This window comes from Pseudomonas sp. SJZ077 (genome assembly GCF_007993905.1).
In the GTDB taxonomy this organism is placed as follows: Bacteria; Pseudomonadota; Gammaproteobacteria; order Pseudomonadales; family Pseudomonadaceae; genus Aquipseudomonas; species Aquipseudomonas mandelii.
This window is the reverse complement of the sequence record NZ_VIUJ01000008.1, coordinates 178,796-203,856: the sequence shown is the minus strand read 5'-3', so window position 1 is coordinate 203,856 and position 25,061 is coordinate 178,796. Positions and strand designations below refer to the sequence as shown.

Sequence of the window (25,061 nt, the reverse complement as noted above, 5' to 3'; positions counted from 1 at the left end):
TTTTTCGGAGATATTTATTGTTAAAGATTCTCTAAATCAGTTGGTCCGCCATCATTAATCAGCTTTGATAGTCGCCTGTTGTAAAGCTCGATGTCCTGTGCGTTCGTCGTTTTGTTTATTTCTTGGCGCAGGAATTCCATACATTTAGATATTGTCAGTTTTTCCTTGCTAGACATATCCCTGATTAGGTCAAATCCATTTTCCGATAAGGCTGGAACCTTTTTTCGCATATAGTAATAGCACCCTATATTTTCGAGAAGGTCGTTCACGTCTTCTACGTTGCTGTCTACAGTCATTACGTATTTTTCAAATGCATTTTTTAGGACTGATACTGGTTTTTTTTGTGTGTTGAGAAAGCTGCAAAGCCCTGCCAGTTAATGATGTGTAACTGAGTTCTCCAGTCAGGATCTCTTGTGAAATAAATGCCGGTACCTCTGAAATACTCTGGGAATTCATCTCTGTTTAGCGCCTTTTCAAAATTACTGATCATTGAAGTTGTTCCCAATCATCAAATTGGCTCAAAATAAGAAAAATGGAACGAAAAATTGGATAGATTTATTTTCGAGTGCAGAACATAAATCTGTTCAATTTTGTAATTTAAAGAGCTTCAAGATCAATGGTGCAGCCATTTCGTTTTAGTTTTTGAAGCTGTTGCTCGAATGAAATCATCTGTAAGTCTTTGGTTTTTATATCGTACTCTTTTCTTAACAATTTTATTAGTTTTGCTATGTTTTTCTTGCTTTCGTTATTGATCTCGTCAATTAGGTCGTAATTGTCCGCCGATAAAAAAGGATACATGCTTCTTGCTGAGTAGTAGGCCGATACATTAGCAAGTAATCCGACTGCGTCCTCATAGTTTTCTTTGAGGTATTTCACATACTCTTCAAATATATTGGTCAATAAGCTTTGTGCGAATTTCTGTGTTTCTAGAACGCTGCACATTCCCTGCCAGTTATTTATATGTAAGTGGTCGCCCCACTCGGATCCTCGAGCGAAGTAAATTCCATTTCCTTTAAAGAAGTCGGAAATTTCATGTTGGTCCAAAGCAGTTTCGAATGTAGTTTTCATTGGAGTTTTTCAATGTCCGTGAAGTTGCTAAGTAATGTGTCTAGGTTGCTGTTGTGCGTGATGCTCTCTGATCCGATTAAAGCTGCTTCTTTTGTTCCGCTTTTGGTGTGTCCTCCTGGAACCCATTCGTTTGGATAGGCGCCACGTTCCTGCCCATTCGGCATTTCATATCTGAATCGTGGGTCGTTAGGTTTGATCTTTACTATGTATATAGTGTCGCGCGACAGATCGTTTGATCCGAGATTTAGCTCTTTGTTTAGTACTTTCCAGTCGTTACCTGCAGCTCGATATTTGGCAACTACATCGTCCATTTCTGATGTCAATCCTACGAATTTTCGCGGTGGCAGATTTGCGTGACCGCCTTCGATCCAACTTTTGATCGCGATGAAAGAACCACCCTCTTTTGCAAAAAGCTCCCGGTGAGCGCTGATGTAACTGTCTGGTAGGTAATCACCAGGATTCGGCGGTCGGTCAGCCTTATTCATGTCAATAATTTCGTCGAATTTTTCCTGACTCATTGGCAAATGATCAGGCTTGGTCGCATTCGCAGAGTTACTAGGTATCTTGCAATCAGGCCCCGGACATCCTGAACTCAACCCCAACGGATCCACCCACCCCGTAGGATTAGGCACGTACTGGTAGTTATTCAACCCCCCAGCCAGCTTGATCGGATCCGGCGTCAAATACCGCCCGGTCCCGGGATTGTAGTAGCGATGCCGGTTGTAATGTAAGCCCGTTTCCCCATCGAAGTACTGACCCTGGAAGCGCAACGGGTTGTCGATTTCGGCGACGTCGAGGGTGGCGAGGTTGCCGTAGGCGCGGTATTTCGCCGACCACATGATCTGGCCGCTGTAGTCGGTGAGTTCCTGCGGGGTGCCGAGGTGGTCGAGTTGGTAGTAGAACGGCTCGGCTTTGAGCGGGCCTTCACCATCGAGCATGGCCAATGGGCGGAAGGTGCCCGGTTCGTAGATGTAGCTGCGATAGCGGTTGTCGGCGCTCTCGGCGATGAGGCGTTCGCCTTGCCACAGGAATTGCGTGGTGTGGCCATCGACGGTTTTGGAGATGCGGCGGCCAAAGGCGTCGTATTTGTAGGTTGCATTGCTGCCGCCGGGGAGGCTGACGCCGATCAGGCGGTGCTGGCAGTCGTAACGGTATTCGGTGACGAGTTTCTGGCCGGCTCCTCGACGTTCGCGCGCCAGGTTGCCGTAGGCGTCGTAATCGTAGTGGCGGTCGCCCTGCATGAGCAGGCGGTTGCCTTTGACGTTGGCCAGGTTTGCGGTTGGCTGGTCGCCCTGGCCCAGGAGGTTGCCCGCCGGGTCGTGGGCAAAGCTTTCCGGGGTGGTGCCGCGGACGTTGATCAGTCGGTCGAGCGGGTCGTAGTGGTAGCTGCGATTGCCTTTGCGGCTGTCGTCGATGCCCGCAAGGTTGCCATTGGCATCGTAGGCGTAGCGCCGCTGGAACAGGTTGCGATCTTGCTGACCCACCGTGTGGGCTTGCAGTCGGCCTTGTTCGTCGTACTGGTATTGGCTGAGCAGCAGGCCTTGTTGACGTTGCTGCTCGCGGCCGGCGCTGAACTGGTGAGTGGTCAGGCGCGAGCCGTTGAGGTCGATGCTGCTCAGGCGACCGCCGGATTGGTGGCGGTAGTCGAGTTTGCTGCCGTCGGGGAGGCGGCAGTGGCTCAGTTGGCCGAGTTTGTCGTACTCGTAACGCGTGGTGCCCCAGCCTTGGTGTTCGGTGATCAGTCGGTCTTGCAGATCGTATTCGTAGGCGAGAGGCCAGTGGCCGTCGTCGACGTTAACCAGGCGACCCAATGCATCGTAGCTGTAGTGAATTTCTTCGCCATCGGCCAGGGTTTTTACCAGCAAGCGCCCAGCGGCGTCGCGCTGGTACTCGGTAATCAGTTCGCTACCGTCGTCGCCAAATTCGGTTTTCTTCAGCAGTTGGCCGTTGAGGTCGTACTCGTAAGCGGTGCGGCGACCGTCGAAGCCGGTTTCCTGCTGGATCAGGCCGTTGGGGTAGTAATCGAGATGGTAGTGCTCGCCACGTTCGTTTTCGATCTCGCTGAGCAACAGGCGCGAGTTGTCGTAGTGGTAACGCAGTTGGCTGCCGTCCGGGTTGATGCGACGGCTGACCAGATGCAGGTTATCCGCATACTCGTAGCGGGTGACGCGGCCCAGTTCATCGCGTTCGGCGGTGACTTTGCCGTAAGCGTTATAGGTGAGCGCACGGGTTGCACCGCCGGGCAGAGTGATTTGCGCGAGGCGGTTCGCGGCGTCCCATTGATAGTGGGTGATCGCACCGCTTTCATCCTGACGCGTGATCTGTCGGCCCAACGCGTCGTAGCGATACTTGCGCTGGCCGCCGTCGGGAAGCTGTTCTTCGAGCAGTTGGCCAAGGTTGTTCCAGCCCAGTTGGTGGCGACTGCCATCAGGATGACGAATCTCCAGCAGACGGCCCTGGCGGTTGTAGCTGTAGTGGGTGGAGTTGCCGTCCGGGTCGATTTGTTCGGTGATGTCGCCCTGATCGTTGCGCCAGTAGGTCCAGGTGGCCGGACCACGGTTCACTACACGGACGAACCCGTGGTAGTACTCGTAAGTGGTGGGAGCGTCTTCCGGTGGAATCACCGCGACCAGTCGGCCGGCTTCGTTGTACTGGTATTCGGTAACTGCTCCGAGTGGATCTTTTTCGGCAATCAACCGGCCCTTGTCATCGTAGGCCTTGAGGTGTTCGGCACCATCCGGGTCAACCTTGGCGACCAGTCGAGCCTGATCGTCGTGGGTGTAGATTTCTTCGCTGCCGTCCGCGTTGGTAACCGTGACGCTGCCCTTGTCATCCCAGGCGTAATGCGCGTCCATCTGCGAGAAGCTTGCCCAGTGATGGATGCAGCGTGCCGACTTGCCTTCCTTTTCCCATTCCCAGTAGAAACTCGCGCCACCGGCCAGTTGGCGCTCAAGAATGACGTTTTGATCGTTGTAGGCGTAGCGTTCTGCTTCGCCCGCTGCGTTTCGGGCTTCGATCAGGCGGTGCTGGGCATCGTAGCCATAGGTGACCAGAGTCTGAACGGTACTCCAGGCATCTTCCAGATTGTCCGCCGGGCTGAACTGCTGATAGTCGATGGCAACGATGTGCCTGCGGTCATAACGCACGAGGAGGGCGCGACCGGCACCGTTATCGACACGCTTGATTCGCCCGTGGATGTCACGGGTGATGTGCAGGCGATTGCCGTAATCGTCGCTGATGGCGATTAGCGTGGCGCCCTTGCTGTTGTAGCGGAAGTGGTAAAACTGCTTGCGTTCACCGGCCTGTGTGAGCACCAGCTCGGAAGGGTCGTCACCGATGAAAATGGCCGCTTCCGAGAGGCTATTGGTGATCGCTGGACGCTGCACGCTTGGCAGCGGGAACGTGGTGACACGGTTCTCATGGTCGGTCCAGAGGACTTCGTCGTCGTGGATGTCGACGCGTTGGGCCAAGGCATGGCTCCAGCCGTAGCCGAGGCCGCAATCGATTTCTGCGGCGCTGGTGCGATAGAGTCGCGTCCAGCTGAAGGGCAGCAAACCGCCGAGTTCGCCATCGGTCAGGGTCAGCAACTCTTCGCCCGTAACCATCGACACGGGGCAACCATTGGTGCAGGTTTTCTTGGCGCAGGTGGCGCTTTTATCGTCGGGCGTCTTCGACTGCGTCGGAACGTCGTCGACCTTTTCCTTGGGTGTGAGGGTGGTCTGTTTTTCTTTCTTGCCACGCGGAAACGAAGAAGCGTCTTTCACTTCCTGCTTCGGCGTATCCGTGGTTTTCGGAACCTGACTTTTGGACCCGTTGGCGGCAGCCTCGTCGATTTTAATCGCCGCCGTTTTGGTAGGCTTCATCGGCACATTCTTGGCGCTGGCAATCAACGGTTTCGACACTTCAGCGTGTGCCGGCAGGCTGTGCTTGCCGCTCAACGTCATCAGTTTCGCGGCCAGTTCCTCAAGGTACTTGATGGCTGTACCCGACTTGACGGTGGAAAGGGCTTTGGTGCCCACCCGCACCGCGATCCCGGCGCCACCGGTGAGGCAGATGCCCAGCACCACGTTGATCAGGAACTCTGCTGCGATCGCCGTCACCACGTCGACAATGACCTGCGGAGGCAACATGCCGACCCAGGCGACAATTGCCGAAACGTAGATGAACATCAGTGGTTCGTCACTGAGGATCAACAGGCCTGACGCAATGGACTCCTTGGAGGCCGCATAGAGCTTGTCGATTTCGACGTCCGACAAGTATTTACGCAGTTTCTCAAGGTTTTCCTTCGGATGTGCGAGCAGTTCGAACAGGCTTTTGATGTCGTCCCACAGCCTGAGCAATGCTTTCTCCAGGCCATCCATCGCTTGTTTCAACAGAATGACCGAACGGCCCATGCGGTCGGCCGCCGAGTAGCTGGCCCACTGTGGCTGGAACTTGCCCGACCATTCACTTTGCAGCCAGCCTTCGAGATTGCCGATTACGCCCTGATAGGAATCGTAGAGCGCTTTGACGTCGCTCTGGGAAACGTTGGGGAAAAAGGTGATGCGGTACATCTGGCCTTTCTTGCAGCCGTCGATCACCTTGATGCCGCTGGGGCCTATAGTCGTTTCAATAACAGGGCCGGTGACGTCGTCGTAGAGCGCGCCTTTGGTGACAGGCTCCAATTTCACTGGCGTGTTGCCGATGGGGACGAAACGCGCTGACTCGAACATGTGGATCAGGGTGAAGTCGCCCGCCAGGGGGCAGGTCGCGTAGGTCTCGACTGCGCCGGTTTTGGTCTTGCGTTTGGTGAGGCTGACTTCATTGCCGACTTTGAATGTCTGGTCGACATCCAGTGCCCAACCAGTGAGGAAACCGTCCGCCCACTCCTTGTAATCGCTCAGGCAGTTCTTGAAATCTTTGAGAATCAGATTCACGTCAGGCGTTTTGGCGTCCAGCACGCGCAGGACCAAGGTACCAATCGGGGTATTCATGACGTGACTTCCTTTGTCAGCTGAGCAGCAAGACGCTCTGCCATATCTTCTGTGTTGGGTTGTTGGCGGACGAAACGCTCGACCTTGTGGCGCAAATTACTTTCGGGGAAGGCAAAGAACAGTTCAGGGCAGTCCTCGCCCAGCCACTGCATCAGGTTGTCGACGACGGTGCTGTGGTCTTTTTCCGCCAGCGTATCGAGCAGCTTCTGTGGCACTTCCCACCACGGCCAAGCCTTGGCCGGTGGCACGCCTCTCGGTCCCACGTCCAGTTTTTGGCCATTGATCAGGTAGCGGTCGAACACTGGTAAAAGCTCACCGGCTCCTGCACCTAGCCCTTCAAGAATCGGGAAGATGTGCCGCCCATCCCAGAACCGGAAAAACACCTCGGTCCCGTCGGGCATGAACACTTGAGTCAAACTGCGAAGGTGTTCGAGCACTACATTTGGGTTGCTGGTGGATACCGCCAACCAGCCCCAATCCTCAGCATCGGTTTCGGTAATCCACTGCATAAAACCAGCGTTTGGCTTCAGCTCGGCGAGATAAGGCATGACGGGCTGCCAATCGGCGTAAGGCGTGCCACCCCAGATGGGTATCAGTTCCGGTGCCATCTCTTGCTGATAAAAAGCCTTGAGTGGTTCGGCATCGCTGGCGGCGCTGACGATCAGGTACAGGCGTTCGTCTGCTTGCAACGGTTTTTCAGCAAGCCACGCTTGTGGCGTCAACAGATCAGATCGCACAAGCACCTGCCTTACACTTCTCGCACTCTTCACAAAACGGCGCATTGCGCTTCAGCGTATTGATCTGCGCCGGCGTCAACACCGCACCCGCCTTATCCGCATCCGCCTGCTTCAACACCCCCGGCAACAACGGCGCAGACCCGGTCCCGCTACCCGGCCCCCCCCCGGAGTTCATGTTGATCACCGGCCCGCTCATGGTCACGCCGCCAGCATCGATCTTGATAAAGCTGCCACCCCCGATCAGCGTCAACTCACTGCCCGCTTCCAACACGACTTTCATGCCGCTGCTCAGGTGAATCTCCTGGCCCGCGTCGATGAATTGCCCGGTGCCAATCTTGATGTGCTGGTTCACGCCCACGGTCAGGTGGTCGTTGGCCCGGGCTTCGACTTTGCGGTCGGCGTAGACGGTGTGGTGTTCTTCGGCCTTGAATTCGCTGTAGCTGTTTTGCTCGACGGTGTCGTGGCGTTCGTTGCCGACGCGGATTTTCTGGTCGTGTTCGACGTTTTCGTCCCAGTCGCGCTGGGCGTGGAGGAAGATTTGTTCCTGGCCTTTTTTGTCTTCGATGCGCAGTTCGTTGAAGCCGCCACCGCCCTTGGAGCTCAGGGTTTTGAAAGTGCTGCGGGTTTTGTTCGCCGGCAGCGGGTAGGGGACGACGTTTTCCTTGTGGTACAGGCAGCCGCTGATCAGTGGTTGGTCGGGGTCGCCTTCGAGGAAGGTGACGAGCACTTCCATGCCGATCCGCGGGATGGCGATGCCGCCGTAGTGGGCGCCGGCCCAGGCAGAGGAGACGCGCAGCCAGCAGCTGGTCTTGTCGTCGGCCTGGCCTTCGCGGTCCCAGTGGAATTGCACTTTGACGCGACCATACTGGTCGCAGTGGATCTCTTCACCCTTGGGCCCGGTGACCACGGCGCTTTGGCTGCCGAGGATGCGCGGTTTCTTTTGCGTCAGCGGCGGACGGTTCGGCACGTCCCATGGGGTGGCCTGGAAGCGGTTGCGATAACCCTGGTGGAAATCGCCCTTGAGGCTGGTGGTGTCGCTGGTCACCGACTCTTCCAGCACTTGCGGCTGTTTGCCTTCGTGCAGGACTTCGGTCAGCAGCCACAGGTCGTTCCATTTGGCTTTCGGGTGTTGGGTCAGGGCCAGGAAATGGCCGCTGACCAGCAACGGCTGATCGCTTTTGCCTTCGGCAAGTTGGAAGTCGCTGCGGTGGCGTTCCAGGTTGCGCTTGGCCAGGTGTTTGCCGCGATCGCGGTCGATGAAGCGACCGGGGTAGTCGTAGTCTTCGAGGTCGGGCAGGGCGTCGCCGCGGTTTTCGCTTTCGAGGGTCAGGCGCGGTTTTTCGAAGTCGTAGTCGCGGCGGGTGGTGCGGCTGGTGCGGGTTTCCAGGCGCAGATCGAAACGCTTGATCACCGGGTCGTTGGCGACCATGCCGGAGTCTTGCTGGTAGGCCACGGGTGCGAGTTTCGGGAACACCGTCTGGTCATCGCCGAACACCAGTTTGTGGGCCGTGGCGCTGTGCTGGAAGTGGTAGTGGATACCTTCTTCCTCGCACAGGCGCTGGATGAACTGCAGGTCCGATTCATCGTACTGAACGCAGTAAATGCGCTCGGGATAGATCGCCCCGACCTTGAATTCATAGGCGTTGCTTTGGATGCCGTGCTCTTCAAGGACCATGCCGATGATTTTCGGCACGCTGAGGTTCTGGAAGATGCGTTGGTTGATGCGGTGCGCAAGGTAGGACAGTTGCGGGCGCAGGGTCACCGCGTAGCGGGTCAGGCGTTTGCCGGAATCACCCTGGGCGGCGCGATAGATCAGGCCATGGATGCCGCTGCCGTCAGGCGAGAGCTGCAAAAAGGCCGGTTTGTGCAGCAGGGTCTCGAGGTCCAGGGACGGCTGTTCACTGACCAGCTCCACCTCAAACACAAAAGGCTGGCTGATGGCTTCCCGACCTTGCAGGGAAAAGACCTGGAAGTCGCTGGAAAGACCTTCGATGGTCAGGGCAAAGTGAGTTTGATTGGCCGGCGCGAACATCCCTTGTTCCTCGTGCAGTGCTGCGGCATGCGCTGACACCCGGAAACCGGGTCAACGGACGCGAAATTCTGGAAGGGCGGAAACAACATCGACCAGCAGAGCTGGCCGATGCTTGTGACGGTCAGCCTGACTTAGGCGACCGGCAGACGCCAGTCATCGGAACCCGAAGTACCGGATACTTCGTGGGTCCAGGTGATTTTGCGGTAGGTGAATTGCACTTCTTCCAGGTGAGTGAAGTGCGAGTTCGACGGATCCTGGCAGTTGTGCATTTTGTTGTTGATGGCGACGATGATCGCGTCTTCCAGTTTGGTGGTGTAATAGTGCTCTTGGGTACCTTGAGCCGAAGTGCGGTACCACTGGATAACGATTTCGCTCATGCGCTCGCCGGAGGTCAGAGCAGCTTGCAGCAGTGGCGAAGCCTTGTCGTAGACCTTGGTGATCACAACTGGCTTGTGAACGCGCTGACCGGTTGGCTGGCCGGACTGTGGGTCACGCGGGATGATCACGTCGTGGCTGAAAGCCTGAACCATGACCTGGTCTTCGTGACCTTCTTGATAAGTGTTGCCAACCGAGTCGGCGGTGAATGCGCCGGCGGTGATCAGACCTTGTTTTTCGCCAGTGACGGACATGTACGCTGGAGTAGCCATGGATGTGCTCCTTGCTGAATATAGTGAGGGTGCCCGGGAGGCGGTATCGCCCGGTGGGTGCCTGACTGTTATCAAGGTCCGTGCCAGAAATGGTTAAGGCTATACAAATCAAGGTGTTGAGACTTTTTTTAAAGTGCCTGGAAGGTTTTTGCAAGGAGCGCCGCATGAATGTGCGCAAGTTCTTGCGCAGCACTGCGCAAGAACTTGCGCACTTGGCCGGAGAGCCTGGCAGGCCGGGCGATCAGCGATCCTGCAAGCGCGTTTGACCCGAGCAGTGCGCAACTTCTTGCACAGCAAGGCTTTGCGCCATCACGTGAAGGTGTCTGGAACTCAGTGCAACGAATCGATGGGCTGAGCGGTCCATAAAAACAGCGCCGTCGAGCGTCCAAACAACCTGGAAGTGGAGTGAGAACGACATGAAAATCCTGATGGTTTTAACGTCCCACGATCAATTGGGCAACACGGGTAAGAAAACCGGCTTCTGGCTGGAAGAATTCGCCGCGCCGTACTTCGCCTTTAAGGATGCCGGCGCTCAACTGACCCTGGTTTCGCCCAAGGGTGGCCAGCCGCCGTTGGACCCGAAAAGCGACGAGCCAGATGCACAAACTGCTGCCACTGATCGCTTTCGCAAAGACTCCGCAGCCCAGTCTGCATTGGCGTCTACCGCGCTTCTGAGCAGCGCGAGAGCTCAAGATTACGATGCGGTTTTCTACCCGGGCGGTCATGGGCCGTTGTGGGACCTGACCGAAGACAAGAACTCGATCGCGCTGATCGAAGCGTTCATCAAGGCGGATAAACCGGTCGCGGCCGTTTGCCACGCACCGGGTGTGCTGCGTCACGTCAAGGGTGCGGATGGCCAGCCATTGGTCAAAGGTAAGCGGGTGACGGGGTTCACCAACACTGAGGAAGAGGCGGTGCAACTGACGAAGGTCGTGCCGTTTCTGGTGGAGGACATGCTGAAGGAGAAGGGCGGTGAGTATTCCAAGGGCGCGGATTGGGCAAGTTATGTGCTCACCGATGGCCTGCTGATCACCGGGCAAAACCCGGCGTCGTCCGAGGCTGCCGCTGAGGCGTTGTTGGCAAAACTCCGCTAAACACGGAATCTCAGCGGATTGAAGATTCTATGTGGCGAGCGAGCTTGCTCGCGCTGGGCTGCGAAGCGGCCCCAAAAATTCTACGTATGACGGAGATTTTGTGAGTGCTGCGCACTCAAGCGGGAGCAAGCTCCCTCGCCACACATTGCAATCGGCTGGCAGTTCGTTGAGTCAAATCAGACGCGACAATCTCGAAGTCTCAAAACACTGCTCGATCGAACGCCGCTGCGTCTCGGCATACAAGCCCAATTCATCAATGGTCGGCCGCCCCAGCGCCTGTTCAAAGGCCTGCTGGTTCGAATGCACGCCATAATTCACCTGCGCCGCATCCCCCAGGTTCGACTGGAAAATCCCCGCCGCACTGACCGGCAGAAAATCTTCATACACCAACGGTTCGACCCGCAAGTACCCGCCGCTGAGCAAATCGTCTAGCGACAACGATTTCAGCTCATCCGCCTCCAGGCCTTTTTCCGTGACGAAATAACGAAAGTACGCCAGTTCCTGTTGGCGCATGCCTTCATACGTGTCAGGGAATTCTGCAAAGTGCTGCGTCATCAGCGCGTTGTAGCGTGCGGCATTGGCCTCGTTGGGGAAGTCCTGCAACTCATCACGGGCTGCGTTGAGCAGGCGGTCGTAAAGTGCCCGGCCTTTCGGGGTGAGCGCCGCGCCGCGCTGTTCGATTTCACCGAAGCGTGCGCTGTGGCTGCCACGTGTCCCGGCTTGATCGGTGAAGGCAATCGGCTCGTCGAGCGCCTTGAAACTGGTCTGGCGCAGCAGGATCGGGCACTGACGGCGGGGCGGGCCTTCGATCACGGCTTTGGGCGTGATGCCGTGGGCGGGCATTTGCGCCTGGACGATGTCGATGTCCAGGGTACGCGGCGTCAGGTGATTGATGTGCGGGCCTTTGAACGCGACCACATCGGCAATCAGGCGATGCTGTGCGCTGAGTTTCTGGTACTGCTCGGCGGTGACGGTTGCGCTGTGGTGCCAGCGGAAGGTTTCAAGCGCCTGTTCGACGAAGTCCTGCGCCTCTTGTTCGTTCAGACCGCCTGCGGTTTCGGCGCGGTCGATCAGGGCAAGGGCTGTCGGGGTGAAGATCTGGCGTTTATCCAGCACCGATTGAGCGAAGGCTCGCAGCTCCAGGTCTTCGATCAGTTCCAGGCGCAGCAGTGAGGTGAACACCCGGAACGGGCTGACTTGCAGGGCGGTTTCATGCACGGCGCGGAACGCGGTGGAGTGCACCGGCACGCCGGCCGGGGTCAGGTCGTAATAGCCCACGGGTTGCATGCCCATGACCGCGAACAATCGGGCGAGGGTGGCCAGTTCGCCAGCGGTACCGACGCGGATTGCGCCGTGACGCTCCAGGTCCAGCCGCTCGATTTCGCCGGTGCTGTTCAACTGGCGGGCCACCTGCGGATCGCTGTCGAGCACGTGACGGTTGGTCTGCTCCACCAGCTTCATCAGCGCACCGTACAGCGGCACTTCTTCGCGGTACATGTCGGACATCGCTTTGGAGAAGCGTTGGCGGATCAGGTCAGGGCTGACGAAGCTTGGGTGGCTCATGAAAAAAATTCCTGGCGCGGTGACGTGAAGGATGGGGGAAAAGATCGCAGCCTTCTGCAACGCCGACAAACGAAGAATCTTACGGACTTCATTCTGCCAAGGACTGCTTCGCACTATTGGTTGCCCACAACCCCTGTAGGAGCGAGCGGGCGGCGGTCCCGCAGGATTGATTGGGGATTACAGGTGCGAACGGCTCTCCGAACGCAGCGATCCGAGGAACTCCCGATACAACCGCGCCGTATTGGCCGGTTGTTCGACCATCGGCATATGGCCAATGTGGTCCCAGATGTCCACGCGCAAATCAGCAATGCCTTTACTCCAGACCGCCACGCTGCTGACATCGATCAGACGGTCCTTGCGCCCCCACAGCAGCAGCGCCGGGCACTTGATGTCTGGGAGTTTGGGCTCCATCGGCGGGCTGGCGCGGAAGTCGTTGAAGATTTCTTCCAGCTCATCACGACTCTGTTCATAACGCTGGGCGATGGCGTCCAGCACCACGCCCGGCACCCACGGTGGCTCGGCCATGGTCATCGCGTAGAAGCGCTGGAATTCTTCCCGCGAGTTGATCAGAAACGGGTTGTGCCCCTTGGCCAGATGTCGCTCCAGGTCGCTGGCCTCGGGGGCGGTGACGCCAGCCGGGTCGATCAGGGCGACGGAGGCAATCCGGTCCGGGTACGTCGCCGCCAGCCACGCGGCGATGTAGCCGCCCATCGAATTGCCGATCACATGGACCTTTTCGACTCCGCAAACGTCCAGCAGCTGAATCATCCGCTTGGCCTGCAGCGGGATGTCATAGCCCCCACCGGCCTTGAAGCCGGTTTCGCCATGACCGGCGATGTCCGGGATGATCACCCGATGGTTGCCGACAAAGTGCCGGGCGAAGCGCAGCCAGATGTTCTTGTCGGCGCTGTAGCCGTGCAGCATCAGCACACTGCTGGACGCTTCATAGGGCCCGCCTTGCCAGGTCGAGACGGTCATTTCCGTGATGGGTACGACGATTTTGTGCAGCCGATACAGCTTGGCTTCCAGGGCCATATTCAGGTCATAGAGCCAATAGCCGATGGCCGGGTAACTCAGCCAGCTCCAGGCCACAAAAACCGCGATAAGGACAACCAACACAAGCATCAGGCATCTTCCTTTTACGTGTTCAGGACAAAATGTGGTCGGCGGGTTTCAGTGCCCGGGTCAACCGGTGATAGCTGAAACTGAACCCCGGGAACATGGCGATCACATGACCGCTCTTGCTTTGATACCAACTGTGGCAGCCCCCGGACTTCCAGACGGTACGCTCCATTTCACGGTGGATCATCTCAGTGTAGGTACGTTCTGCCTCGGGGCGTACTTCGATGCTGCGCAAACCCTTTTCTTTCAGCGTGCGGATGCAATCGAGGATGTAATTCATCTGTGACTCGATGATGAACAGCGCCGAGGTGTGGCCGATGCCGGTATTGGGCCCGGTGACGATAAACAAGTTGGGGAAGTCCGGCAGGCTGGTGCCCAGATAAGCCCGCGGGTACTGGGCCCAGACGTCTTTGAGCCGGGTGCCTTTTTTACCGGTGACCGGGTAGGAAATCACCCCGTCGGTGGCGTCGTACCCGGTGGACCAGACGATCAGGTCCAGGTCGATGTGCTGACCGTCCTGGGTGACGATGCCGGTTTCGTCGATGGACGCGATGCCTTGTTCGCGGCTGTGCAGCGTCACGTTGCTGCGCCCGAGTGCCGGGTAGAGGGTGCTAGAGACGATCACTCGCTTGCAGCCGATGGTGAAGTCCGGTGTCAGTTTGCGACGCAATTCGGGGTCAGGCACCTGGCGCTTGAGGAAGCGCAGGGCGTGTTGCTGGACCATGCGGATCGCCGGTTTCGAGTATTTGAAGGCAATCACCCGGGTTTCGAACTGCCAGTAGAGCATCCAGCGCAGCAGTTTGTATGCCGGTTTGAGGCCCAGCAGCCAACGCTGGAAAGGCCCGAAGGTACGGTCGGCGCGGGGCAACACCCAGTGCGGCGTACGCTGGAACACATGCAGGTGCTCGACGTCTGGGGCAATGGTCGGAATGACCTGGGCCGCACTGGCGCCGCTGCCGACGATGGCGACACGTTTGTGCCGGTAATCGAAGGTGTGATCCCAGTTGTTGGTGTGAAACGTCTTGCCCTGGAAGCGTTCCTGGCCTTCGAAATGAGGCACCACCGGTTGACTCAGCGGCCCCGTCGCGTTGATCAGGAACTGCGCGTAAAACGTGCCTTTGGCGCCGGTGTGCACCGCCCAGCGCTGGCCGTCGGCGTCCCATTCGATGCGCTCGACATTGGCTTGCAGTTCGACCTTGTCCCGCAGGCCGAAGTGCTCGACCACGTACTGGGTGTAGTGATGCAGTTCAGCCTGACCGGCGAACATTTGCGTCCAGCGGTAAGGGGCGAAGGACAGCGAATAGAGGGGCGAGGGCACATCGACGGCCGCGCCGGGGTAGGTGTTCTGGCACCAGGTGCCGCCAAAAAAGTCCCGTCGTTCCAGCAGGCGAAAATCGTCGATGCCTGCCTTGAGCAGATTGATCGCCGCGCACTGACCGCCAAAACCGCTGCCGATGATCAACACCTGAAAAGTCTGCATGGGTCTCCTTTATCGTTGTTTATCCAACTCTTCCTTCATGTATAGCCCAAACATGGCCCACAAAGACTGCGCAGGATTCAGGCTGCCCGCCGGTGATGGCTATTTAACGTTGCCCTGATAGACTCCCACCACACCCGCACCCCGTGTTTTGTCGGGTTCCGTTGTGTGACGCAGAGGCCCTTATGGGAAAAACGGGACGAAAAGGGCTTTCACTGGCCAGAAGGCTCTATACATCGCGAACCCTGGGCCTGGCCTTGGGGCTGTTGTGCGTAGGCGCGGCGATGTATCCACTCAACCCGGCGCCGTGGGTCTGGGTGCTGATGGTGGTCAATGGCGTGCTCTGGCCGCATGTTGCCTATCAATGGGCGCGTCGTGCGAAGGTGCCGTTTCACGCCGAACATCGCAACATTCTCGTCGACGCCTTTCTCGGTGGATTCTGGGTCGCCGCCATGCAGTTCAATCCACTGCCGAGCGCGGCGACGCTGTCCATGATGGCCATGAACAACGTGGCGATCGGCGGTTTGCGGTTCCTGCTGGTGGGCACGGTTGCGCAGATTCTCGGGGTGGGTGTCGGCCTGTTGGTGTTCACACCGGCCTTCGTTGCGCAAACCAGCCCGTTGCAGCTCTACGCCTGTCTGCCCTTGCTGAGCCTGTATCCGCTGGCGCTGGGCTGGATCTGTTTTCAACAGGCCACCACCCTGGGCCGCCAAAAGCGCGAATTGCTGGCCCTGAGCCGTACCGACAGCCTCACTGGCCTGCTGAACCATGGCGCCTGGAAAGACCAGCTGGAAGTTGAATTCCAGCGTTGCCAACGCCAGCAGCAGGGCGGGGCGATTGCGTTGATCGACATCGACCATTTCAAGACCATCAATGACACCTACGGCCACGTCGCCGGGGACATCGTGCTGCGGCAACTGAGCAAGATGCTCAAGCAGAACCTGCGGGCGACCGATGTGGCGGGGCGCTATGGTGGCGACGAATTCTGCGTGCTCCTCCCGGATTTGCCCCTCGACAGCGCAGCGGCTGCCATGGACGCCTTGCGTGATCGCTTCGCGACCCTGGGCTACGAGCAGAACCCGGCGCTGAAAGTCAGCTTGAGCATTGGCCTGGCGGCATTCGACCCGTCACACACCGACGCCACGTTGTGGCTCAATGATGCCGACCAGGCGCTCTACCAAGCCAAGACCACCGGCCGCAACCGCGTGATCTACCGCATAGACGGCAAACCCCATCACGAGCTGCTCGACCCGGTCTGAGGGCCTGCACACATCCCCCTGCGGGATAGGCCTCAGGTTCGTGTGCGTCGCATTCGGTCTAGAGCCTTGCGCCGTAGTCAGGTAGGGTGTTTTTGACCCCCGACACGAAACAAGGATCGATTCATGACGCTCAATCTCCCTCGTTCCCTGCTGGCCACCAGCCTTGGCCTGACCCTCGCCCTCGGCGCATTCGCCCCTGCAGCCTTCGCCGAACCCCACAAACAAGTCCTCGCCGACGCCGAACAGTACAAGGGTGAAGCCCTGAAACTGTTGGAGCGTCTGGTAAACATCGACTCCGGTTCCGGCTATGAACCCGGCCTGACGCAAGTGCGCGACATCGCCATCGACGAGTTGAAAAAACTCGGCGCCACCATCGAACTGGTACCCAACACACCGGACAAAAGCAGCCACGTGATCGCGACCCTCAAAGGCACCGGCAAGGCGAAAATTCTGCTGATGGCGCACATGGACACTGTGTTCAAGGAAGGCTCGGCCGCCGAGCGCCCTTTCCACATCAAGGACGGCCGCGCCTACGGGCCGGGCGTGATGGACGACAAGGGCGGCATCGTCGCCGGGATCTACGCACTGAAAGTCCTGAAAAACCTCGACTTCAAGGACTACGCGCAAATTACCTTCCTGCTCGATGCCAGCGAAGAGACCGGCTCGGACATCGCCACCGACCTGATCAAGAAAACCGCCAAGGCCCACGACGTGACCCTCAACCTCGAACCGGGCCGCCCGGCGGATGGCCTGGTGGTGTGGCGCAAAGGCAGCGCGACGGCGGTGGTGGAAGTCAAAGGCAAAGCCGCACATGCCGGTGTTGCGCCGGAGCTGGGGCGTAACGCGGCGATGGAGGCGGCGCACCAGATTCTGCAACTCGGCAAACTGGGCGACGCCGAGAAGAAAACCACCATCAACTTCACCGTGATCAAGTCGGGCGACCGCACCAACGTGATTCCGGACCAGGCCACGGCCAAGGCTGACGTGCGGGCGGCGGTACCCGAAGAGTTCGACCGGATCGAGAAGGACCTGGCGCGGGTGTCCAAGGACAAGCTGATTCCTGATGCCGAAGTCACCACCACGCTACAACGCGGTTTGCCACCGATGCCGCAAACGGCGGAATCGGATCGGCTGATGGCCATGGCTCAGGGGATTTACGGCGAGATCGGGCGCAAGTTGACGGAAGAAGGCAGCGGCGGGGCGGCAGACGCCAGCCTCTCGGCCGGGGTGGGTACGCCGACACTGGATGGGTTCGGGATTGTCGGCGGCAATATTCATACGCCTGAAGAATACGCGGAGGTGGAGAGCGTAGCGCCGCGGATTTATCTGCTGTCGCGGATGATCATGGAGTTGGCGAAGCGCTGAAAATTGTTCCCTGTGGCGAGGGAGCTTGCTCCCGCGGGACTGTGCAGCAGTCCCCTTTTCGTGGGGCCGCTTCGCAGCCCAGCGGGACGGTGCGGCGATCCGACAAGCTCCCTCGCCACAGGGATTTTTGGTGTTAGTAAAATCGATGTCCTACAGCGCAACAAGCAGCAGCGCTATTCCTTCACACTCATGAACTCTTCCGCCCAACGGATATATTCCTCAGGCTGCGTATACGTATGAGTCAGCTCGGTAGCGCTCAAATCCGACGCCTGGGTAAAGATCTGCCGTTGCTCGCGCAGGCTGTCATACGTCGCCTTGATCGCCGCGAAGTACGCGCCATGACCATCAATGGTCACCCGCACGCCCAGTTCGGCCAGGCGTTTGTCATCGCGCAGCAGCGGGTTGCCGTAGGTGACCAGCATCAGTGGCACGCTCAGGTGTTCGGCAATCTGTTCGAGGTGATCGAAGTCCCGCACGCCCACCATGCAAATCCCGTCCGCACCGGCCTGCTGGTAATGACAGGTGCGGCTGATGACTTCCTGAACCGGCAGGATCCCGGCGTTGGTACGCGCGATGATCGCCATTTCCGAGTCGACCCGGGCTTCCAGTGCCGCGCGAATCTTGCCGACGCCTTCCGCCACGCCGATCAGGTCGGTGGATTTGCGGCCGAATTGCGCCGGCAGCAGGGTGTCTTCGATGGTCAGGGCGGCGATGCCGGCGCGTTCCAGTTCGACGATGGTGCGCATCACGTTGAGCGCGTTGCCATAGCCGTGGTCGGCGTCGGCGATGACCGGCAATTGGGCCACTCGACCGATGCGCGTGGCCTGTTCGGCGAACTCGCTGAGAGTGATCAAGGCAAAGTCGGGAGCGCCCAGCACCTGCAACGAGGCAACAGAACCGCCGAGGATGCCCACTTCAAACCCCAGGTCAGCGGCAATGCGGGCCGACATCGGGTCGAAGACCGACGCCGTGTGATAGCAGGTGTTGGAAGCAAACAGCTCGCGGAAGTTACGGCGCAAATCTTGATGAGAAAGCCTGGACATATGAGTTCCACCAATACAAAGGAATGGAAAGGCTTGAGCAAAGGTGTCAACGCCGAAGGAACAAAAGGCTATCACGCGAAGGAGGGGAAGATGATGACGAATTTTGCTGGGGGGCTCAGATAGACGGGGACCTCTGTGCCGAGCGGGTTTACCTGTGGCGAGGGAGCTTGCTCCCGTTCGGCTGCGCAGCAGTCGTAAACGATGGGGGCGGTGTGTCTGGAAAAATAGATTAGGGTGGCAGTTTTGGGGCCGCTTCGCAGCCCAACGGGAGCAAGCTCCCTCGCCACAGGTGAACCCCACTCACCACAAGGGTGGGGGAGGACTCAGGATCTGATCACGCTGCCACCGCCTGCTGTTGCCGATTGGGTAACGGCACGGCCCGCACCGAGTTACCCGGTTGCAGTTGCAGGCGTTTGGCCGTGAGTCGGTCGACGACCAGGCTGTTGCCCACCAGCCTGGCCTGGGCGGTGGTGATGCGGCAGTTTTCCAGGCGGCGATTGTGGATCAGCCACACCGGGGCCTGCTCGTCGGGCGTGCCGATAGCCAAAACCAGCGGTTGGCTGTCGCGCACGGTGCGGATTTTCGCGACCGGGGCTTCGATCACCGGGCCTGCGTCGAAGATGTCGATGTAACCCTGATGCACAAAACCTTCGGCCTTGAGGATCTTCAGTGCCGGTTCGGTGTTTGGGTGGGCCTGGCCGATGACGGCCTGGGCCTGTTCGGTGAGCAGGCACGTGTAAAGCGGCTGGCGCGGCATCAGTTCGGCGATGAACGATTTGCTGCCCAGCCCCGACAGGTGATCGGCGTGGCTGAAATCCATCTTGAAGAAGTGCCGGCCCAGGCTGTCCCAGAACGGTGAACAGCCGTGTTCGTCGGCGCTGCCGCGCAGTTCGGCGATGAGTTTGTCGCCGAACAGGTGCGGGAACTCGGCCACGAACAGCAAGCGCCCCAGGGACAGCAACCGACCGTTGCTGCCGTGGCGCTGATCGGGGCGCAGGAACAGCGAGCAGATTTCCGATTGCCCGGTCATTTCATTATTCAGGAACAGCGTCGGAATCTGCCGTCGAATACCCAGGTCCGGCGACGAACTGACGGTCAGCCCGACCCGATAGTTGTACCAGGGTTCACGCAGGCCAACGGCACCGGCCAGCGCACTGATGCCGACCACTTGCTGATCGTCATCTTCCAGCACGAACAGGTAATCGGCATCGGCACGCTCGACCTGCTCGGCGAAGGTCCGCTGGGCCCAGCGCACCCGGTGCACCAGGCGTTCTTCGTTGGCCGGCAGGGTGGTAAACCCGGGGCCGGCCTGTTGCACCAGATCCATCAAGGCGGGCAGGTCGGTGATGCGAACCGGGCGGACAATCATGATGCAGCTCCTTCTTCGCGCCAGTTCGGGCGCTGTCGTTGGGCATGGGGCCGGGTGCTGCTCACAGGGCAATCAGCCGGATCGGGCTGCCATCGGTGACGTTCAGGGCGGCACACATCTCGGCGCTCAACCCCACCGGTTGCCCGGCCTGGACATTCAACTCGGCGACGATCGCGCGATAGTCCTTCAGCGCGTCATTGCTCACCAGGTAACGGCCGCACGCATCGATCAGTGAAGCCCGTTGCGCCGTGCCGGTCTGGCTTTGGGCGATGGAGAGAATGTTCGAGGTGCGCGCGTACAGCGTCGGCCCACCGTCAAACAGGTCGATGTAGCTGTTGGTTTCAAATCCCTCACGCTCAAGAATGTCGAAGGCCTCCTGGCCATCGGGGTGGATCCGGCCGATGCAATCCTGCGCAGCCTGGGGCAGCATCGGCACGTAGATCGGGTATTGCGGCATCAGTTCGGCGAGGAAGGTCCGGCTCTCCAGACCGCAGAGCCGCTCGGCTTCGGCGTAGGGCAGGTCGAAGAAATGCTTGCCCAGCGCATCCCAGAACGGTGATTGCGCCTCCTCGGTGCTGAAGCCGACGATCTCGGTGATCACCGCTTGCGCAAAACGCTGCGAATGGGCGGCAATGAACAACAGGCGCGCCCGGGACAGCAACTCCGAAAACGCTGTGCGCACCAGCGCTGTTTCGATGTGAAAGCCCCGTAGCAAGGTGTGGCCGCTGAGGTCCTGACACAACGACAACGCCGGTACGCCGTGCTCGATGTTCAGCTCCCGGGAGGCGCTGGTGAAGTGACGGTTGCGCAAACTGTAGAACGGTTCGTTGAAGCCGGCGGTGGCAAGGATCTCCGAGCACCCCACCAGACGCCGGGCCGCGAGATCCTCCAGCACGAAGAAATAGTTCTCCGGGCCATGACCTTCCACGTCTTTGTCGAACGAGGCGCAGGAGTCGAGAATCCTCAGGCGCAGGCGTTCAGTGTCATCCGGCAAGGACGTGACACCGACCAGGCTGTCGCGCGCCAGTTGCTGTAACTGGGGCAGGTCGGCTAACTCGACTGGGCGTAAGACCAGCATGGATGTACTCCTGTATCAAAGGGTTCGGCGCTGTGTGCCGAACCTGACTATCACTGTCGGTTTCCACGCATTAAATCGGCGGTCGCCTGATTTCTTGTCAGACGCCGCTCTTTTTATTGTCAGCCGTTGCTCGGGTCGGGCAACGCTGTGCTGGCGCCCAGTTTGTTGAGGAAAAACAGATACACCAGGCCCAGGGCAATCCAGATCAGTCCGAGTTTTTGTGCATCGACCCCCATGTTGTACATGATGGCCGCGACGATGATGAAGCCAACGACCGGGCAGACCAGGTGACGGATCACCTGGCCGGACTTCTGCCGACGCCAGTAGTAATTGATCACGGTCAGGTGCAGCAACATGAAACCGCTCAGCGCGCCGAAGTTCACCAGCGAAGTGAGGGTGTCCACCGAGTTGATGAACAGGTAGCAGATCACCAGCGACAGTACCGCTACGAGGTAAATGCTCAGGTAGGGGGTGTTGTGTTTCGGGTGAACCTTGGCCAGCACTTTCGGCAGCTTGCCGTCCCGGGCCATGCCGAACAGCAGACGCGATACCGCCGCTTGCGAGGTGATGGCAACCGCCACGCCCCAGGCCAGGGCGGTGGCCACGCCAGTCAGGGTTGCCAGCCAGCTGCCGGCAGCGATTTCGGCGATTTCATAGAACGCGGTGTCGGCGGAGGTGAAGCCCATGCCGGCCGCCAGGTCTGTGGCAATCCAGGTTTGCACGACGAAGATCACGCCCATCACCAGCAGCGTAATCAGCGCTGCCTTGCCAACGCTGCGGCCAGGGTCGCCCTTGATTTCTTCGGCGAGGGTGGAGATCGCATCGAAACCGAGGAAGGACAGGACCGCAATCGACACGGCTTGCATCAGCAGGGCGAAATTGAAGGTGTCCGGGTTGTACAGCGGCGCCAGGGTCAGTTGACCGTTACCGCCGCCGCTGTGCAGCGCATTCCAGGCGTAGAACAGGAAGATCCCCAGCACCACCAGTTGCGCCAGCAGAAAGACAATGTTCATGCGGGCAGTGAATGTAATCCCCCGCAGGTTGACGAACGTCGCGCTGACCAGAAACGCCAGAATGAAACCGACCTTGGGGATGTCAGGGTAAAGGTGATTCAGCGCCATGGCCGCGTACACGTAGAGCAGCGGTGGAATCAGCAGGTAATCGAGCAGCATCAGCCAGCCGGCGATAAACCCGACGTGCGGGTTGAGGCCGCGTTGCGCGTAGGAATACACCGAGCCGGCAATCGGAAAGGCCCGCGCCATGCTGCCGTAACTCAGGGCGGTGAACAGCATCGCCACCATGCCGATGATGTAGGCCAGCGGCACCATGCCGGGTGCTTCGGCGTTGACGTAACCGTACACACCGAACGGGGCGATGGGGATCATGAAGATCATCCCGTACACCACCAGGTCAGTCAGCGACAGGCTACGTTGCAACTCTTGCTTGTAGCCGAATTCTTCTAATTCCATGAAGCCCTACTCCTTGGGATGAAAGCAGCTGCATGCTGCGGGTTTGACGCGATTTCTTACAACAGCGGAGCCAGATAACCTGCCCAGCGACTGACGTTTTCAGCGTTGCGCAGCAGATCGTTGCGCACCTCGATCAACACCGATTCCAGTCCCCGTGCATCGCCGTGCACCGGCACGGTCATGTCGCCCAGCGGGTTGATTTTGTACGGCTCATTACTGGCAACCTTCAAGGGGTGCTGGCTCAACCCGTCAATCAGTCGTTGGGCGTAGTCCCTGGCTTCGCCAAACAGCACGCCGACTTCCAGCGCGCGCGGTTGGCCGTGGAAAACCGGGGTGAAACTGTGAATGCCGACCACCCGGACCGGCCGCCCTTGGGCGATTCGTTGGTCGATCAAGGTTTGCAGCCGGGCGTGAAACGGCTTGAACAGGCATTCGTGGCGGTACTCGCGCGTGACTTCGTCCAGATCCCGATTACCCGGTATCGGATAAATCTCGCTCTGCAGCGGGATGCTGTCCGGGGCATGGCGCGGGCGGTTGAGGTCAATCAAGAGCCGTGAGTAATTGGCCGTCAGCAACGTCGCCCCCAGTGCCTGGGACAAACCTTCAGCAAGCGCCAGCGCACCAATGTCCCAGGCGATATGCTCGCGGGCCGCGTCGTGACTCAGGCCCAGGTCATTCAACCCGGATGGAATAAAACGGCTGGCGTGTTCACACACCAGAATCAACGGGTGCGCCGAGTCTTCGCGGCTCAGGGTGTACGCGGGCTCGGTGTACAGGCCAAGTTCAGCGGATTCAGTACAGGCGTGCATAGTGCTCACAGCGTTCGGCGGGGGACAGCTGTTCCGTCACCGTCAGCTCCTCGGTTTTAAGGGCGAACCAGGTGTCCATCAACGCGCTCGGCAGGGCTTCGATCAGCGCCTCGCTATTGCGCAGGCACTCGAGCGCCTCGGCAAGGGAGGCGGGCAGGGCGACGATGCCGTGGGCCTGGCGTTGTTCTTCGTTCAGGGAATCGGGGATTTCATCGGTGATCGCGTTCAAGGCCAGGCGTTGCTCGATGCCCAGGCGACCGGCGATCAGCAGCGCGGCCATCGCCAGGTGCGGCGACGCCGTGGCGTCCATGGCGCGAAATTCCAGGTTGTATTGCGCCGCCACCGATTTGCCGCCCAGGCTCACGGTCGGGCAGATCCGCAGCGCCGCTTCGCGGTTGCGCTGGCCGAGGCAGGCGTAGGAGGCGCTCCAGTGATGCGGCTGCAAGCGCTCGTAGGACACCGGTGTCGGTGCGGTAAACGCGCACAACGCTGGCAAGTAATGAAGGATGCCGGCGGCCCAGTGCTGGCCGAGGGTCGACAGGCCATTGATCGTGCCGGCGTCGTACATCAGCGGTTGGCCGTCCAGATCCAACAGGCTGACATGCAGATGGACGCCGTTGCACACGGCATGTTCGGACGTCTTCGGCGCGAAGCTCACGTCCAGGGCCATCTGCCGGGCGATCTCGCGGGTGATCTCGCGCACGTTCACCGCACGGTCCGCAGCGGCCACGCCGAGGGCGGGGCGGCAGGTGATTTCGTATTGATGCTTGCCGTATTCGGGCAGGAACATTTCCGGTTCGACGCCACCGGCGCGCAGGGCGCTGAGCAGCCAGCCACCGAACTCGGCGCCCTGACGCTGGGCCTCAAGGGAGAACGCCAGCTGATCGGCCGCGCCGCTGCTCAGGTTGAATTCATGTTCGAACGCGGCGTTGACCTGCAAGCCCAATTCGGCGCGATACCGCTGCACTTCATTGCGCAACAACGTGCGTGGGCAGGCGCCCCACGGGCGGCCATCGGTTTCGTGAATGTCGCTGTGGATGAAGTCCAGCGCCGGGGCCGCGGCATCCGGGCCGTTACTGACTGTCACCCGGCTGCTCAGGTCGGGAATCAGGCGTAAATCGCCATAAGCGCCCCACGGGTTGGTGGAGGCGATGATGTCTTGCGGGGTCAGGGCGCTGTTGGCCGGCACCCAGCCGCAGCCCGTCGCCAGGTAATGTTCAAGTTCGTCCGTGGGAAACGAACGGCCACGGGTCACGCCGATCAAGTCGGTGGTGACGAGGGTGGTCATGGGCAGCGGCGACAGGCGTTCGCTCATGCTTGCATCTCCTGCAACCGGCCGAGCACGGTCTGGGTGTCGGTGATCCAGCAGTAACCCTTGATCGCGTTCAGGCAGGCTTGGTGACGCTCCGGCGTGTAGGTCGCGCAGGCATCCTCCACTAGCGTCACCAGGTAGCCACGGTCGGCGGCGTCACGCACCGCCATGTCCACGCACTGGTCGGTGACGATGCCGGCGATGATCAGGTGCCGCGTTTCAAGGTTGCGCAACACGTAGTCGATGTTGGTGGAGTTGAAGACCCCGGAAGAAGTCTTGGGCAAGACGATTTCGTTTTCTGTCGGCGCCAGGTCGTCGATGATCCGCGCCTGTGGGCTGCCCTTGGCCAAGTGCATGTCCGAGAGCTTGTGGTCCAGCGAGCGGTCGCGGCCATCGGCGGTCAGGCTTTCGATGATCGTGTGCAGCACATTTTGCTGCGCGCTGCGAAAGGCACTGAGCAATCGGCGTTGATTGGGCACCACCTGCATGTGGGTGCGGGTCAGGAAGTACTCGCCATCCGGTCCGTTGAGGTGCGGGTCGAACTGCGGTTCGAGCCAGGCACGTTGCATGTCCACCAGCAACAGCGCGGTGTGATCGGCAGTGAACGGCAAGTCCCGGGGCGAGTGGTGGGGGAGCGTGAACAT

18 protein-coding genes are annotated in these 25,061 nt (G+C 59.3%); 3 read left to right on the top strand and 15 right to left on the bottom strand.

The window, feature by feature from the left end:
* Window positions 1-597: 597 nt before the first annotated feature.
* The 5 genes from FBY01_RS14805 to FBY01_RS14785 form a co-directional block, all read right to left on the bottom strand.
* On the bottom strand, window positions 598-1,068 hold the full coding sequence (locus tag FBY01_RS14805; RefSeq protein ID WP_145308214.1) for a hypothetical protein: 471 nt from the start codon (window positions 1,066-1,068) through the stop codon (window positions 598-600).
* Window positions 1,065-6,041 carry an RHS repeat-associated core domain-containing protein gene (locus tag FBY01_RS14800; RefSeq protein WP_145308216.1) on the bottom strand — a complete coding sequence of 1,659 codons (4,977 nt, stop codon included), beginning with the start codon at window positions 6,039-6,041 and terminating at the stop codon, window positions 1,065-1,067. Before FBY01_RS14800 ends, FBY01_RS14805 begins: the two co-directional genes overlap by 4 nt.
* On the bottom strand, window positions 6,038-6,778 hold the full coding sequence (locus FBY01_RS14795) for a DUF4123 domain-containing protein (protein ID WP_145308218.1): 741 nt from the start codon (window positions 6,776-6,778) through the stop codon (window positions 6,038-6,040). The genes FBY01_RS14800 and FBY01_RS14795 overlap by 4 nt, the downstream gene beginning before the upstream one ends.
* Window positions 6,768-8,810 (bottom strand): type VI secretion system tip protein VgrG, encoded by a 2,043-nt coding sequence (gene tssI / locus FBY01_RS14790; protein ID WP_145308220.1) that lies wholly within the window; start codon window positions 8,808-8,810, stop codon window positions 6,768-6,770. Before tssI ends, FBY01_RS14795 begins: the two co-directional genes overlap by 11 nt.
* A gap of 131 nt (window positions 8,811-8,941) precedes the next feature.
* Window positions 8,942-9,457: an Hcp family type VI secretion system effector gene (locus FBY01_RS14785; RefSeq protein WP_033058787.1), complete on the bottom strand. Its 516-nt coding sequence runs from the start codon at window positions 9,455-9,457 to the stop codon at window positions 8,942-8,944.
* A 416-nt stretch (window positions 9,458-9,873) separates the two neighbouring features.
* On the opposite strand from FBY01_RS14785, the gene FBY01_RS14780 reads away from it, so the two are divergent.
* A complete protein-coding gene (locus FBY01_RS14780) occupies window positions 9,874-10,551 on the top strand; it encodes a type 1 glutamine amidotransferase domain-containing protein (RefSeq protein WP_145308222.1) in 678 nt (225 codons plus the stop codon).
* A 171-nt stretch (window positions 10,552-10,722) separates the two neighbouring features.
* Here the strand turns inward: FBY01_RS14780 and FBY01_RS14775 are convergent, their stop codons facing one another.
* The 3 genes from FBY01_RS14775 to FBY01_RS14765 all read right to left on the bottom strand — a co-directional run bounded on the left by FBY01_RS14775 (window position 10,723) and on the right by FBY01_RS14765 (window position 14,716).
* Window positions 10,723-12,114, bottom strand: coding sequence for a VOC family protein (locus FBY01_RS14775; protein ID WP_145308224.1), 1,392 nt, complete (start codon window positions 12,112-12,114; stop codon window positions 10,723-10,725).
* A 177-nt stretch (window positions 12,115-12,291) separates the two neighbouring features.
* On the bottom strand, window positions 12,292-13,239 hold the full coding sequence (locus FBY01_RS14770) for an alpha/beta fold hydrolase (protein WP_102595353.1): 948 nt from the start codon (window positions 13,237-13,239) through the stop codon (window positions 12,292-12,294).
* A gap of 22 nt (window positions 13,240-13,261) precedes the next feature.
* Window positions 13,262-14,716 carry an NAD(P)/FAD-dependent oxidoreductase gene (locus tag FBY01_RS14765; protein WP_145308226.1) on the bottom strand — a complete coding sequence of 485 codons (1,455 nt, stop codon included), beginning with the start codon at window positions 14,714-14,716 and terminating at the stop codon, window positions 13,262-13,264.
* 182 nt (window positions 14,717-14,898) lie between these two features.
* On the opposite strand from FBY01_RS14765, the gene FBY01_RS14760 reads away from it, so the two are divergent.
* Together FBY01_RS14760 and FBY01_RS14755 are read left to right on the top strand one after the other, a co-directional pair.
* Window positions 14,899-15,972: a diguanylate cyclase gene (locus FBY01_RS14760; protein ID WP_145308228.1), complete on the top strand. Its 1,074-nt coding sequence runs from the start codon at window positions 14,899-14,901 to the stop codon at window positions 15,970-15,972.
* A gap of 123 nt (window positions 15,973-16,095) precedes the next feature.
* Window positions 16,096-17,337, top strand: coding sequence for a M20/M25/M40 family metallo-hydrolase (locus tag FBY01_RS14755; protein WP_145308230.1), 1,242 nt, complete (start codon window positions 16,096-16,098; stop codon window positions 17,335-17,337).
* A gap of 173 nt (window positions 17,338-17,510) precedes the next feature.
* On the opposite strand, the gene FBY01_RS14750 is transcribed toward FBY01_RS14755, so the two are convergent.
* The 7 genes from FBY01_RS14750 to FBY01_RS14720 form a co-directional block, all read right to left on the bottom strand.
* Window positions 17,511-18,380 carry an oxaloacetate decarboxylase gene (locus FBY01_RS14750; protein ID WP_010455567.1) on the bottom strand — a complete coding sequence of 290 codons (870 nt, stop codon included), beginning with the start codon at window positions 18,378-18,380 and terminating at the stop codon, window positions 17,511-17,513.
* 334 nt (window positions 18,381-18,714) lie between these two features.
* Window positions 18,715-19,749 (bottom strand): arginine N-succinyltransferase, encoded by a 1,035-nt coding sequence (gene astA, locus FBY01_RS14745; protein ID WP_145308232.1) that lies wholly within the window; start codon window positions 19,747-19,749, stop codon window positions 18,715-18,717.
* Window positions 19,750-19,810: 61 nt separating this feature from the next.
* The gene (locus FBY01_RS14740; RefSeq protein WP_145308234.1) at window positions 19,811-20,827 is read right to left on the bottom strand and encodes an arginine N-succinyltransferase; all 1,017 of its coding nucleotides are present in this window, start codon (window positions 20,825-20,827) and stop codon (window positions 19,811-19,813) included.
* 119 nt (window positions 20,828-20,946) lie between these two features.
* On the bottom strand, window positions 20,947-22,296 hold the full coding sequence (locus FBY01_RS14735; protein WP_077749072.1) for an APC family permease: 1,350 nt from the start codon (window positions 22,294-22,296) through the stop codon (window positions 20,947-20,949).
* A gap of 56 nt (window positions 22,297-22,352) precedes the next feature.
* Window positions 22,353-23,105 carry an N-formylglutamate amidohydrolase gene (locus tag FBY01_RS14730; protein WP_145308236.1) on the bottom strand — a complete coding sequence of 251 codons (753 nt, stop codon included), beginning with the start codon at window positions 23,103-23,105 and terminating at the stop codon, window positions 22,353-22,355.
* Window positions 23,089-24,420 (bottom strand): glutamine synthetase family protein, encoded by a 1,332-nt coding sequence (locus tag FBY01_RS14725; RefSeq protein ID WP_145308238.1) that lies wholly within the window; start codon window positions 24,418-24,420, stop codon window positions 23,089-23,091. Before FBY01_RS14725 ends, FBY01_RS14730 begins: the two co-directional genes overlap by 17 nt.
* Window positions 24,417-25,061, bottom strand: coding sequence for an isochorismatase family cysteine hydrolase (locus FBY01_RS14720; protein ID WP_145308240.1), 645 nt, complete (start codon window positions 25,059-25,061; stop codon window positions 24,417-24,419). The genes FBY01_RS14725 and FBY01_RS14720 overlap by 4 nt, the downstream gene beginning before the upstream one ends.